We start from the raw sequence: 13,269 nt of genomic DNA, 5'->3' as shown, positions 1-13,269 counted from the left end.
CCCCGGTTTCTGGCTTTTTCTTTTCAGGGAGTTTTCATGACGAAAAAAATCAATCATATCGGTATTGCCGTCCATAGTCTGGAGAGCGCTCTGCCTCTCTATCGTGATGTCATGGGGATGGCCTTCGAGGGCACCGAAGAAGTGGCCGAGCAGAAAGTGCGTGTTGCTTTTCTGGCCGTGGGAGAAAGCCGCATCGAACTGCTGGAGCCGACGAGCCCGGATTCCCCCGTGGCCAAGTTTCTGGAGAAAAACGGTGAAGGCGTGCATCATATTGCTTACCAGGTCGATGACCTTGAAGCGGCCCTGGCCGATATGGCCGCCAAAGGAGTCCGCCTCATTGACGAAAAGCCCCGTCGGGGCGCCCATGACACCCGCATCGCCTTTCTTCACCCCAAGGCGACCGGGGGTGTTTTGACAGAGTTGTGTGAAGGATAACAATAAAAACAAAACAATGTTTGTATGTGAAAAGACACGCTATTACAATTGGTTGAGGTGGCTCTGTATTTTTGCCTTGACTTTGATGTTCATAAAAATATACTGAAGTCTCGAAAGTTAAGGCAGGAAGAATAAAACGGGTTTTCTTGACTTGTCGGCACGGGTTGATAGACTGAGGCGTCAGTGAAACATTTTTTCCTTCAGCGACGCGGAGACAGTTTCATGAAAAGACATTGGTTTGCCGCAATCCCCCTGTTGTTCCTGCTGCTTTTTGCCCCCGCCCTGGCTGCCGCCCTTGAGGTTGGCGCCGCCGCTCCCGATTTCAAACTCAAAAACCTCGATGGCAAAGAAGTCCGTCTTTCGGACTACAAAGGGCAGTTCATCATTCTCAAGCTGGCCACCACCTGGTGCCCCACCTGCAAGCAGCAGATGCAGGAATTCAACGACGTCCGCGACTTCCTCAAGGAAAACAACGTGCAGATCGTTGATGTCTACGTGCAGGATTCGCCGGATATGGTGAAAAAGCATGCGGGAACTCTGGCTGAAAAAATTTCCTATATGCCTCTAATCGACGACGGTTCGGCCCTCAAGGCCTACAACGTCTACCTGATCCCCCGTGTGCTGATCATCGATCCCGACATGAAGGTGCAGCGCGACGGCAGCCTTATCACCGCCTATGACCTGCGTTTAAAGATCCGGGATGTTATGAAAGCTCGGGAAAAAGCACAAAAAGCCGCGGAGACAAAAGGGTGAGGGTAAAAAGGGAGGTCAACCTCATGACGACCAGTTATCTGGCATGGCCAGGGTTTCCCGGTTCGTCCGCTGGCGTCAAGGTCCTCGTTGCTTCATCTTGCCACAGTGAAAGCGCGGGAATGTGTGGTGAATACACCACAAGATGTGGTGCATTTGAGATAAATCATGAGAGCCTCGCGCCATCAGGGCCCGGGGTTTTTTTGCAGGCCCATTAAAGACGGGTAGTTAAGCCTTTTGTTTTTGGCTCGTGTTTTAATGAGGTTGGCGCTATTTTTGCTTGTTGTAAAACCTGTTTGGGAAAAAGATGTGGTTGTTGCCAGACTCATGGTGGTCTTGCCAAAGACCGGACACATCGATTTTACTCTAGGGAAGGAGGTGAAAGCCGCATGAAAAAACTTATTTCGTTGGTTCTCGTCAGTCTGTTCGCCCTGTCACTCGCTGCCTGCGCTCCTGCCGGCAAAGGGGACTCCGTCCGTGTAAAATGCCCTGCTTGCGGGTATGAATTTGAAGCGCCCGTCGGTATTGACGGCTAAGCTTTGCTGACCATTTATTTCATTTCAGGAGGCACACTGTGAGCAAATATCTTAAGATTCTGGTTGCGGCCCTGGCGGCCGTAGCCCTGGCCACCCCCGCTGTGGCTATTACCTTGGACGCCAAGGGCATGTTTATCGTCCGTGGCATCATGTCTGACAACGTCAAAGACGCCAATGATGACACCGATGACTCAACGGCCGCTTTTGACCAGCGTTTTCGCCTCATGACCACTGCCGCGCTCAGTGACGCAGTTAAGATGGTAGTTGATTTCGAAGCCGACTACACTTGGGGTCGTGATGGTGGCTCCATAAGAGCGGATAAAACGGATGAGCTCGAGCTTCGTGCCGCTTACCTCGACTTCACTGCTATGGACACCAACTTCAAAGTCGGTACCCAGACCTTCAACCTTGCCAATGGCTTCATCATGAACGAGCAAGCTACTGGTCTTGTCGCCAAGTATCGTGGTCTGACCTTTAGCTACATCAAGCTCACAGAAACCACCAACATTGGTGGCGGCGGCATTGTTGGGTCAAAAACGACCACCTCCCCCGTGTGGGATGAAGACGCTGGGCAGTATGTGCAAAAAACCACAACTTCACCGTCCGGTGAAGATCACGAGAGCCTTGAAAGCGATTACTATGGCGCCAGCTATGCTGTAAAAGTTGGCGACTTCACTCTGACCCCTGAGGTTGGTTACCTTCGCGCCACCTCTGAGGCCGATGTCTATTTCTTTGGTGCTGGCGCCAAAGGTAAGGTAGACAAAATTATCCTGGAAGGTAACCTCCTTTTCAGCAGCTGGGATGTCGACGGTGGTGATGACGGCCTTGGTACCGCAGCTTATGCGAAAGCCGGGTATGTGGACGGACCTACCTCTTTTGCTATCTCGGCCGCCTTTGTCGGTGACGAGGACAATGCCAACGGTGAATTTGTTGATGTTGACGGCTTCCGCAACTGGTCAGAAATGCTGGCTGGTGGTGAGTTCGGAAACATGAGCGGTAAGGCCGGCACTGCTTATCTGGATGGTAAGAGCGCACCTGGCGATCCTGGCTACTACTACTCCAACTACATGTATGTACGTCTTGATGCAGGGACCCGCCTCTTTAACGAGAAGTCCGGCATCCGTGCTGCCTACATCTATGCGCAGGAAGCTGCTGACCATCCCGATGGTACTGATGCCATCACCTTTGGTCACGAGCTCGACGCTTACTTCGACTACGCCATCACCAAGGGTCTCAAGTGGACCACCGGTGGCGGTTACCTCTTTGCTGACGACGATCTTGGCCCCGACGACATGTGGAAGCTGGGCACCAAGCTGACCTACGTCTTCTAAGATTGTCTCCACAGTACGATTTTGTTATGCTTTCGGCCGGGCCTTGTGCCCGGCCTTTTTTTACCCGCCCGGGGCGAAAACCTTCGCCCGCATCTGAACAGCTGCAACCAAGGAGAAAGACCATGCTCAGCCTCCGGCGCTTCGCTCTTGCCCTCTGTGCCCTGCTCGCCTCCCTCTGTTTCTCGCTGCCGGCCCTTGCCGGTCTGAGCGATGACCTGGGCCGTGACTTCGCTTCCCTGTCCGGTTATGTGATTATGCCGGTGGACGGCGAATATCTCATCGATCTCGATGCCAGCCGTGGTGTCGCCGTAGGCGATCTTTTTTCGGTGGTCGTGCCCGGCGAACCCATCGTGCATCCCGTGACGAAAGAAGTGATGGGCTCCCTCGACGAAGTTAAAGCGCTGCTGCAGGTGACGCGGGTGAAGGGGGGCTATTCCTACGCCCGTCCGTTGACCGAATCTGTTGCTCTCAAGGCTGGCGACGAGATTCGCCGTTACGAAAACGTCAGCGCCACCTTCCGTGACTATGCCGGCGGCGGTGAGACCTTCTTCGTTGAAATCAAAGCGGCGGCGCCGGCACTGGAGTGGCAGGCCTACGACGCCGCCCAGGCGGTGCGCCCGGCCCGGGCCGATGAACAAGGCAAAGGCGATGCTCAGCTCTATTTTATCCTTCAGCAGGATGGCCTGGTGGTGCGCGGCCCTGACTTTCAGCCGATTCACGCCTACCCCCTCGACGCTCCCCTGGCAAAGGCGGCTGTGGCTGCTCCGGCTCCCGTGGTCCCATCCATCCCCACGCCGGCGCCGGTAAGTGCTCCCGCTCTGGTGGTGTCGCCGCCACCGACCACGGCGGCCATCGTGCGCAACGCCACCCCCGATCAGCAGGGCCTGTGGTATGGCCCCGATATCAAGGGCCGCCCCGTTGGCGTGGCAGTCGCTGACTTTGATGGTGATGGGCAGCAGGAAATGGCTGTGGCCCTGCCAACGAGCATTATCATTGGCCGCAATGTGCAGGGCAGTTACCAGCAGGTTGCCGAGGTTGACCTCGGCCTCGGCCAGTCGGTCCTGACGATCGACGCCGCCGATCTTAACGGCAACGGCATCCCTGAAATTTACCTGACCGCCGTGCGCGACGACATGCTCATGTCGCGGGTGGTCGAATGGCAGGGTGGCGGCTTTAAAATGGTCGACAAGCACCTGCCCTGGTATCTGCGCACGGTGACCCTGCCCGGCGAAGGGCGCGTTCTGCTGGGACAGCGCCGGGGCGATACCTCCACCGACTATTCCGGCCCGATCTTTCGCCTGCGTTTTGAAAAAGGCGACTGGAAGGCGGGAGAGACCCTATCCCTGCCCAAGGGCGTCAGCCTCTTTGGTTTCACCCCCTTCACCGGCGCCATCGGCGAAGAGCTGGTGGCGCTGCTGAAAACTACCGGCAAGCTGGTAGTGCTGTCGAAAAAGGGCAAAACCCTGTGGGAGTCGGAGGCGCTTTACGGCGGCAGCGAGATCTATGCGGAACGCCCCGATCCCATGAGCGATCCCATTCTCAAAACGCCGCGCTATGTCTTCATCCCTCCCCGCCTGGAAGTCGACGGCCAGGGCCACCTGCTGGTCACTGCCCATGAGGGCAGCCGCTTTCTCAGCCGCTCGCCCACATTTAACAAGGGGCGGGTGCGGGCCATGGTCTGGGACGGCCGCACTCTGTACGAGGCCTGGCACAGCCAGGAACGAGACGGCTATCTCAGCGACTTCAGCCTGGGCGATGTGGACAACGACGGCGCCGACGAACTGGTGACCCTGGTCACCTTCACGCGGGAAAGCCCTGTGTCGAAGGGGCGGTCCAACGTGGTAGCCTACGAGCTGCAGTAGGACTTCTATTTCTCCAAAAAACTGTTTTAATCCGGCAAAGGACGTTTTTTGGCCAGCGGCGGGACCTGGCTTGGACAGGAAGGTTGCTGATGAAATAAGGCGGTGAAAAAATTGTTGGTGATAAATCAGCGTAAAGACATGGGAAAAAGGAAAGGCCATGGTCCCCATTTCGAAAGTAGAATGAACTTTCTGTTTGTGGCACAGAATCTGCTTTTAATGAGGGCAACGGATTTCGAACCATGACTAAGAATGTGCACACCCTAACACAATGAAGGAGAACCGCATGACCCACATGATTCGCACTCTGGCCTTGTCTATTTTGGCCGCCTTTACCTTCAGCGCCTGCACCACCACGGTGTCTAGCTCCAATCTGGGGGCAACGCCCGCTCAGCCTGCCGAAGTGAAGGTCGCAGAAAAGCCCGTCCCCCAGGATCCGGCCCTGGTCATCACCACCGAGGAAGTCGCTGCCCTCGTGAACGATCCGGCCAAGGCCGGCACCTTTGTGCTGGTTGATGCCCGTCCGGCGGTTAAATACGAGGCCGGTCACGTTCCCGGCGCCATCAGCATCCCCAAGGTGCAGCTGCAGAACAGCCTGGACAAACTGCCCAAAGACAAGCTGATTATCTTCTACTGCGGCGGCGTTACCTGCAAACTCAGCCCCGAGTCGGCCGAAATCGCCATGAAGGCCGGTTTCACCAACGTCAAGGTCTGGTATGAAGGCGAGCCCGAGTGGGTGAAGCAAGGGCACTACAATGAGGTTGCGACCAAGTTCGTCGAAAAGCTGGTCATGAAGCCCAGCCAGGACGCCTACATGCTGGTCGATTCCCGTCCGGCCGTCAAATATCGCAAATCTTTCATACCCACGGCTGTCAGTATCCCCAATGTGGAAATGGAGCTGAAAAAGGGCCTGCTGCCGGCGGACAAGGCCACCAAGCTGATCTTCTACTGCGGTGGCTATGACTGTGTGCTCAGCCACAAGGCCGCGGCTACCGCTCTTTCTCTCGGCTACACGAATGTCATGGTCTATGCCGCTGGTGAGCCGGCCTGGAAAGACGCGGGCCTGCCTTTGTGGGGCGATGAGGCTTCCGGTGTTGTTAAAGCGGCTGCCCCTGCCAAAGCCAACGCTCTGCCCGAAGCCATCAGCCCCGACGAGTTCAAGAAACTGGTGGCCGGTAAAGGCGCCCAGTTCATCGACGTGCGCGACCCCGAAGAGTTCGCCGCCGGTCACATCCCCGGTGCCATCAACATCACGGAAGAGGATTTCATCTTCCGCACCAAGGAGTCAGTGGCCAAGCTGAACAAGGAAGGCCGCGTTGTTTTCTACTGCACCACCGGCGGTCGCAGCGCCAGCTCTTTCTACGCCCTGCTGGAGTCCGAGTACACCAACAAGGAAAACATGCAGTACCTCGACGCCAAGTGCAACATCGCTCCCGACGGCCAGTTCACCGTCGAGAAATAAAGCACGGCTTCATAGCACAAAACCAAAAAGGCCCTCGTTACCGGGGGCCTTTTTGCGTGAGTATGCGTAGAGAGAAGTAACGGATTTCACCGCTGGTAGACGTCTCGCCTGTTTCCTATCCTGACGACGAGGATGAGGAATTTTTTGTCCTGAATGCTGGCGATAATACGATAATCACCCACACGATATTTCCAGAAATCGCCAAATCGACTCCCCTTCAGCGCTTCGCCAAGACTGCGTGGATCATCAAGGTGAGCGATACGGTCGGAGAGAAAATGTAGAAGGCGCCGGGCGACTTGGCGATCGAGTTTTCGCAGTTCGCGGGCCGCCGCCGGATCAAATTCAATGTTCCAGCTCAAGGCTCTTCTCAACCTCGCTCAGGGGAATTGTTTTTGTCTTTCCGGCGCGGATATCTTCCAGGCGCTGTTGCGCGAGGTACGCGTCTTCCAGATCTTCCAGATGATCCTCTATGATTTTGCGCAGATAATAGCTTTTGGTGCGATGGGTCTCCTGCGCAAGTTTATCCAGCCGTTCAGCGACCTCGTCGGAAACCCTGACATTAACTGTTTTCATAATAACCTCCATGCTGCATTACGTGTAATACATATATCACGTACGATGTGATGGCAAAACAAAAATCTACGGTGAAGCAGCAGGGTGAAACCAGGAATCAACCGTAAATTGAAAAACCCTGTTGTGAACAAACGGGACTGTGGTATAAGGTTTTCGGTGTCTTCCGAGAAAGGGAGTCACTTTTCGACCAGTCATTTTTGAAATGAACATCCACTATCAGGAAAGGAGAAGAACATCATGAAGAAGCTGATTGCCATGGTACTCGTCACCCTTTTTGCCCTCTCTCTGGGCGCCTGCGCCAAGCAGGGCAGCAGCGAGCCGGTCAAGGTGAAATGTCCTGCCTGCGGCTATGAGTTCCAGGCCCATTAAGTCATTGCCAGATTGAGTCCGCGGGAGAGTGACCTCTTCCATCAACTGACCATCTTATGAACATTTGTGATTCAGGAGGTTATCAACTATGAAGCGTATTTCAACTGTTCTGCTCGTCAGCGCCCTGACTCTGCTGATGGCAACACCGGCCCTGGCCGACTTCAGCCTGTACGGATCGGTGCGCATGGCCACGTATTTGATGGAGGGCACGGGTCCCGTCTATGGTGGTTATGATTCCGATGTGAACTGGGAATTGCAGAGCAACAGCCGTATCGGCGGTAAATTCAATACCGAAGAGATCGGCGGTCGCTTTGAGTTCGGGACGGGTGACTCGGATGGGGATGTCTGGTTGCGTTTGATGTACGGCACCTGGAATTTCGGCAAGGGCACCCTGCTGATCGGTCAGGATTACACCCTGTACGGCTACGGCTCCTGGGAAGTGGCCAACGAAGATAACGGTTTCGCCGGCCTGGGCGACAGCTACGACGGCCGCCTGCCCCAGATTCGCGTGGAGTTGGATAACGGTTTCTGGGCCGCCGCTATCAAGAACCATGCGCAGAAAATGAAAGATGATACTGCCGATTATGATTACTGGCTGCCCAAGCTGGCTATCGGCTACATGCACGATGTCGGTTTCATGAGCTACGGTGCCTCGCTGGCCTATCAGACCTACGAACTCAATGAAAAGTCGGTGGATTCCTACCTGGCGGCCTTCAACTGGAAGACCGCTGCCGGCCCCGTCGCCCTCCAGGGCAATCTTTTTTATGGACAAAACCTGGAAGATTTCGGCATGCAGGATTGGGTCGGTGAAGGTTATGGCGCTTATGCAAACGGTGAAGACGCCACTACTCTGGCCGGGTATGTGCAATTGGCCCATGAATTTGGCGAAGTGCTGGGTGTGGCCGGTGTTGGTTACTTGGCCAATGACAGGGATGACTACGCCGAAAAGGACGAACAGTTCGGTTACTTTGTGCAGGCTCACTTTCCCGTGGCCAAAAACTTCACTATCATCCCCCACTACACGGTATATGACCTGATGGATGATCGGAACGGCAATGATCAGGGCGATCTCTACTTCGCCGGCATCAAGTGGCAGATGGACTTCTGATCCGTCGGTTGCATCGCTATTTTGAAAAACAGCAAAGCCCGCGGCCCGGTGTCGCGGGCTTTGCTGTTTTTTCAAGGATAGAAATGTCGATGGGCCGGTGCTAGAATGTGGGTCATTTTAGTCCGGTGTCAATGCAGCAAAATAGAGGAGGAAAACGCATGACCAGTTTCTGGCGGATGGTGACTCTGATCGTGGCGGCTCTAGGGTGGATGGCCAGCCCCTCGCCTGTTCTAGCCGAAAATCTCGCGGCGCAGGTCGCCGACGATTTTTCTCCCTTGGCTGCGACGGTAGTTAAGGTGGTGGACGACGGCTATCTCATCGATCTGGATGACAGCCATGGCGTCGCTGGTGGTGATCTGTTTGCCGTAACAGGAGGCGGCGAATCGGTGCTGCATCCGGTTACCGGCAAGGTGCTGGGTGTCTACGCCGCCCCCCGCGGTTATGTGCAGGTGAGCCTGGTGCTGAGCGGCTTGTCCCAGGTACGGCCGCTGGGGGCCGCGCAGGCGGCGGTGGGCGATTCCCTGCAGCGCTTCACGGCGGTACCGGCATTGTTTCGGGATGCGACGGGTACAGGAGAGGTTCTATATTTGCAGATCAAAGAGCAGTTGCCGCATCTGCAATGGCGCGGTTACGAGGTGGTGGAACAAGCCAGGGCGGCGACTGCAAACGATGGGGAACCGCTGCTGCTTTTCCATCACCTAGGTGACACCCTGGAGGTGCGTGACGGACAGGGGCAGCTATTGCGCCGCTATGCGCGGATAGAAGGCCGGGACGAAGAGGCAGCGGCCCCTCCTGTAGCGGCGGCGTCGCCTGCGTCAAGTGCTGTCATCACTTTGGCTGAGACGCCGGCCGCCGCGGTGTGGAAAGGGCCTTTTCAGGCTGGCACACCCGTGGGTATTGAGGTGGCCGACCTGGATGGGGATGGCAGTCTGGAAATGGTGGTGGCCTATGGTGACCACCTGGAAATCAGCCGATTGCGGCAGGGGCACTACGAAGCTGTGGCCCGGGTGGAGTTACCGTCCGGTCTCGCCACTCTGGCGGTGGATGGTTTCGACCTGAATGGCGACGGGCGCGCTGAACTCTATGTTTCGGCCGTGCAGGGGGGGCGGCTCGCTTCCGTCGTTGTCGCCTGGGAGCAGGCCGCCTATGCCGTGGTGGAAAAGGAGCTGCCCTGGTTCTTTCGCAAGGATGACGACGGTCGGGGCCATGTTCGTCTGTTGGGGCAGCGTAAAACCCCCTCCAGCAAAGAGTTCGACGGGCCGCTGGTGCGCCTGGCGCGGGCGGGGAGCAGTCTGATCGAAGCCGAGCACCTGACGGCGCCGGCGGGGGCCGAATTGCTGGCGCTCCGGCCTTTTTCCTTCCGGGGAGAGACGCTTTATGCCGAGCTGGCCGACAGTGGGCAGCTGCGCGTGCTGCGAGCCGGGGGGGAGCGCCTGTGGTGGAGCGAACGATCCTATGGCGGCAGTGAGACCTCCATGGAATATCCCTCGCGCCAGCGCGGCGCGGTCAACGAAAGCCGCTATTTAAAGCCGCGCCTGCTGGCGGGGCCGGATGGTAGCCTGCTGGTGCCGGCGAATCACGGCGGCGGCATCCTGGAGAAGATCCGACGCTTCAAGAGTTTTGAGGTCAAGGCGCTGCGCTGGAACGGTATGGACATGGCAGAGGTGTGGGGTACGCAGGAGGAACAGGGCTATCTGGCCGATTTCCGTCTGGCCGATGCGGACAACGATGGCCAGGTCGAGCTCGTCATGGCCGTGGGCGGCTCCGGCGACCTTGGCGTATTTGGCAAGCGTCAATCGCGTATCGTCCTGTACGAGTTGCCCTAAGTCCCTTCGCCTTCATCAAGAAATCCGACCCATTCCACGTTAAGGGTGCAGACGCCGAACTCCTCTTCGACTTTGCCCTTGAGCAGATAGGGGCGCTGCCGCGATAGCAGGCGGCAGAAGCGGGTGTAGGCGCGGGGGAAGAAGGTGGTGTCGAAGATGGCGGTGCTGTCTTCGAAGGAGATGAACTCCATGGGCTGCCCCTTGGCGGTCTGCACCACCTTGCCCGTCACCCACCAGGCGACGAGGCTGACATGGCGGCCTACCCAGCGGGAGAGGTCGGCGGCGGCGATGGTCTGCTGGCGCTCGAGCAGGGCGCCATAGCGGCTGAGGGGATGGCGGGAGATGGGCATCCCCAAAACTTCCACCTCCTGCTGATCCATCTCGTCGGCGCCGAGGGCTGGTCTGGCCGCCTGACGGCGCGGCACTTCCGCGAACAGCAGGCCGCTGGCTGCCTGCGGCGCCTGGCTGCGGCGGCGCAGAAGCTGCCACAGCAGGTCAGCGCGCGCTTGCCGGCCCTCCAAGACATCGAAGCAGCCGGCCTTGATGAGCAGGCGGCCGTCCTCCACCGGCACGGTCACCCGCCGCAGAAAATCACTGAAACTGTTGAAATCCCCGCCCCGCTCCCGCTCTTCCACAATCCCCTTCAATGTCACCTGCGACAGCCCGCCAATCTGCATGAGGCCGATGCGCAGCTCGCTGCCCTGTCCCCGATAGGGCCGGTCGCTGGCATTGATGTCGGGTGGCAGGATGCGCAGGCCGAGCCGCCTTGCCTCCGACAGATAGGCCAGCGGTGAGTAGTAGCCGCCCTGGTTGGAAATGACCGCAGCCATGAACTCGGCCGGGTAATGGGTCTTGAGCCAGGCCGACTGGCAGCTGACCAGGGCGTAGGAGGCCGAGTGCGGCTTGCAGAACGAGTAGCCGGCGAAGGAGAGCACCTCCTGCCAGGCCTGCTCCAGCAAATCCGGTGACAGTCCCTTCTTTTTTCCCCCCTGAAAAAACTTCTGCCGGTAATCAATCAGCCTCTGGCCCGGATGTTTCTTGCTGATGATCTTGCGCAGCTGGTCCCCCTCGAAGGGGGTGAAATCGGCCAGGGCCATGGCCATCTGGGTGATCTGCTCCTGGTAGATGGCCATGCCGTAGGTTTCGCCAAGGACGCTCTCCAGCCGCGGGTGCAGGCAATGCCAGGGCTTGCCGTGCAGGCGGGCGACGAACTCGCGGATGTAGCGGTTGGCCGCCGGCCGGATGATGGAAGAGGCCATGACCAGGTGCTCGAAGAGCTCTTCGGCGCCGAGCTGGCCATCGGCCTGCCCCTGCCACATCTTGCGCAGCAGCTGGCGGGTGGCCGGCGACTCGATGTAGAAGCAGCCCATGCTGTCGCCCCGCTGCAGCAGCTGCCGGGTTGGCGCATCGTCGAGGGGAGACCAGCGGGCCGGGTCGAGGTCGGGGCCGCCGTGGGCGCGAATGGCGGCGGCGGCGTCACGGATGACGGCGAGGGAACGGTTGCCGAGGATGTCGATCTTGACCAGCCCCGCCGCTTCGGCCTGATCCTTCTCCCACTGGATGACGGGCCGGCCCTTGGCGGCCATCTCGACGGGAACGTGGTGGCGGATGTCCTCGGGTACGATGACCAGACCGCCGCAGTGCAGGGCGAGGTGGCGCATCTGCCCCTGCAGGCGCCGGGCGACGGCGAGGATCTCCAGCCATTCCGAGGACAGGGGCGCGTCGCGAAAGAGGGGGTGGCTGGTGACGGCGCCCGCAGTCTGCTCGGCTTTCCAGTAGCCGGAGATGCGCTCGGTCATGGCGCCGATATCGGCCTCGGGCAGACCGTAGACTTTGGCCACTTCGCGCAGGGCGGCGCGGCCGCGGAAACCGATGTGAGCACCGACCATGGCGGCGCGGCGGCTGCCGTAACGGGCGAAGGCGGCATCGAGGACGGCGTCGCGCTCGTCCCAGGGGAAGTCGATGTCGATATCGGGGGGGTCGACCCGCTCGGCGTTGAGAAAGCGCTCGAAAAAGAGGTTGTGGCGGATGGGGTCGACGTGGGTGATCTGCAGGCAGTAGGCGACCAGAGAGGCGGCAGCGCTGCCGCGTCCGCAGGTCCGTGGCGACAGGCGGGCCAGCTCTTCCACCACCAGAAAGTAGTGGGCGAAGCCCTTGGCCTCGATGATGGCCAGCTCTTTGTGCAGGCGCTGGCGAACCACCTCGGTCAGCTGGCCGTAGCGGCTCAGGGCACCCTGGTTGGCGCGGCGGCGCAGTTCCTGGGCAGCAGCTTCGTCGTCGAGGTCGCGGAAGCGGGGGAAGACCGTCGTGGAGAAGTCCCAATCCGTACAGCAGTCAACGGCAATCTTCCAGCTGTTTTCCACGGCCTGCGGGCAATGAGGAAAGAGGGCGATCATCTCTTCGGCGCTGTAGAGGCAGTCGCGCGGGCTGGCGGTCTCTTCGGGGCGCAGGCGCGACAGGGTGCGGTTGAGGGCGATGGCCCGCAGCACCCGGTGCAGGGGGAAGTCCGCTTTCTCCAGCAGCAGGGTGCGGGCGGTGGCCACCGGCGGCAACTCCAGCTGGCGAGCGCGGGCCAGGGCCGCCTCCATGGCGTGGCCGGGGGAAATTTCCACGTAGAGGTGGTGGCGGTCCTGCGCGGCCAGAGCGGTCAGGAGATCGCCGTCGTCGCTGAGAATGGTGAGGCCCTGGCGCCGATCCATCAGCTTCCGGGGTAGGGAGAATCCCGTCTGGGTGTGCAGGTCGGAGAGGAGTTGGCAGAGATTGGCGTAGCCTTCCTGTGTGCGGGCCAGAAGGACGGCGCGGTGATTGCTCGTCACGGCTTCAGCGCCGATAAGGGGCCTGAGTCCGTGGTGCCTGGCCTGTTCTAGAAAATGGGGGATGCCGTACAGGCCGTTGCGGTCGGTCAGGGCCAGATGGGTAAGGCCCAGGGCGGCGGTCCGCTCGCAGAGAACGTCGGGTGTGTGGACGCCCCAACCGGGGGAGAAGGACGACTGGCAGTGAAGATGGACAAAGGACATGGC

The 13,269-nt window shown here is 58.9% G+C and carries 12 protein-coding genes; 9 read left to right on the top strand and 3 right to left on the bottom strand.

Going from position 1 to position 13,269, the window contains the following annotated elements:
• Positions 1–36: 36 nt before the first annotated feature.
• The 6 genes from mce to AOP6_RS14695 all read left to right on the top strand — a co-directional run bounded on the left by mce (position 37) and on the right by AOP6_RS14695 (position 6,373).
• On the top strand, positions 37–435 hold the full coding sequence (mce, locus tag AOP6_RS14720) for a methylmalonyl-CoA epimerase (RefSeq protein WP_155877482.1): 399 nt from the start codon (positions 37–39) through the stop codon (positions 433–435).
• A gap of 222 nt (positions 436–657) precedes the next feature.
• Positions 658–1,188 (top strand): peroxiredoxin family protein, encoded by a 531-nt coding sequence (locus AOP6_RS14715; protein ID WP_155877481.1) that lies wholly within the window; start codon positions 658–660, stop codon positions 1,186–1,188.
• A 386-nt stretch (positions 1,189–1,574) separates the two neighbouring features.
• Positions 1,575–1,721 carry a hypothetical protein gene (locus tag AOP6_RS14710; RefSeq protein WP_155877480.1) on the top strand — a complete coding sequence of 49 codons (147 nt, stop codon included), beginning with the start codon at positions 1,575–1,577 and terminating at the stop codon, positions 1,719–1,721.
• Between the two features lie 38 nt (positions 1,722–1,759).
• Complete coding sequence (locus tag AOP6_RS14705; RefSeq protein ID WP_155877479.1) at positions 1,760–3,052, top strand: hypothetical protein; 1,293 nt, start codon at positions 1,760–1,762, stop codon at positions 3,050–3,052.
• Between the two features lie 122 nt (positions 3,053–3,174).
• Positions 3,175–4,914 carry a VCBS repeat-containing protein gene (locus AOP6_RS14700; RefSeq protein ID WP_155877478.1) on the top strand — a complete coding sequence of 580 codons (1,740 nt, stop codon included), beginning with the start codon at positions 3,175–3,177 and terminating at the stop codon, positions 4,912–4,914.
• A gap of 283 nt (positions 4,915–5,197) precedes the next feature.
• Positions 5,198–6,373 carry a rhodanese-like domain-containing protein gene (locus AOP6_RS14695; protein WP_213194641.1) on the top strand — a complete coding sequence of 392 codons (1,176 nt, stop codon included), beginning with the start codon at positions 5,198–5,200 and terminating at the stop codon, positions 6,371–6,373.
• A gap of 86 nt (positions 6,374–6,459) precedes the next feature.
• Here the strand turns inward: AOP6_RS14695 and AOP6_RS14690 are convergent, their stop codons facing one another.
• Both AOP6_RS14690 and AOP6_RS14685 read right to left on the bottom strand, forming a co-directional pair.
• Positions 6,460–6,732 carry a type II toxin-antitoxin system RelE/ParE family toxin gene (locus AOP6_RS14690; protein ID WP_155877476.1) on the bottom strand — a complete coding sequence of 91 codons (273 nt, stop codon included), beginning with the start codon at positions 6,730–6,732 and terminating at the stop codon, positions 6,460–6,462.
• Complete coding sequence (locus AOP6_RS14685; protein ID WP_155877475.1) at positions 6,716–6,946, bottom strand: DUF6290 family protein; 231 nt, start codon at positions 6,944–6,946, stop codon at positions 6,716–6,718. Before AOP6_RS14685 ends, AOP6_RS14690 begins: the two co-directional genes overlap by 17 nt.
• A gap of 237 nt (positions 6,947–7,183) precedes the next feature.
• On the opposite strand from AOP6_RS14685, the gene AOP6_RS15325 reads away from it, so the two are divergent.
• The 3 genes from AOP6_RS15325 (at position 7,184) to AOP6_RS14675 (ending at position 10,249) form a co-directional block, all read left to right on the top strand.
• The gene (locus AOP6_RS15325; RefSeq protein WP_256439347.1) at positions 7,184–7,315 is read left to right on the top strand and encodes a hypothetical protein; all 132 of its coding nucleotides are present in this window, start codon (positions 7,184–7,186) and stop codon (positions 7,313–7,315) included.
• 88 nt (positions 7,316–7,403) lie between these two features.
• The gene (locus tag AOP6_RS14680) at positions 7,404–8,423 is read left to right on the top strand and encodes a hypothetical protein (protein ID WP_155877474.1); all 1,020 of its coding nucleotides are present in this window, start codon (positions 7,404–7,406) and stop codon (positions 8,421–8,423) included.
• Positions 8,424–8,581: 158 nt separating this feature from the next.
• A complete protein-coding gene (locus AOP6_RS14675; protein ID WP_213194640.1) occupies positions 8,582–10,249 on the top strand; it encodes a VCBS repeat-containing protein in 1,668 nt (555 codons plus the stop codon).
• Here the strand turns inward: AOP6_RS14675 and AOP6_RS14670 are convergent.
• Positions 10,246–13,266: a DNA polymerase III subunit alpha gene (locus AOP6_RS14670; RefSeq protein ID WP_155877472.1), complete on the bottom strand. Its 3,021-nt coding sequence runs from the start codon at positions 13,264–13,266 to the stop codon at positions 10,246–10,248. The two genes, AOP6_RS14675 and AOP6_RS14670, sit on opposite strands and share 4 nt — an antisense overlap.
• Positions 13,267–13,269: the final 3 nt, after the last annotated feature.

Source organism: Desulfuromonas sp. AOP6 (genome assembly GCF_009731355.2).
Taxonomy (GTDB): Bacteria; Desulfobacterota; Desulfuromonadia; order Desulfuromonadales; family SZUA-540; genus SZUA-540.
Note: the sequence above shows the minus strand (reverse complement) of the source record. Positions and strands in the feature narration are given on the sequence as shown.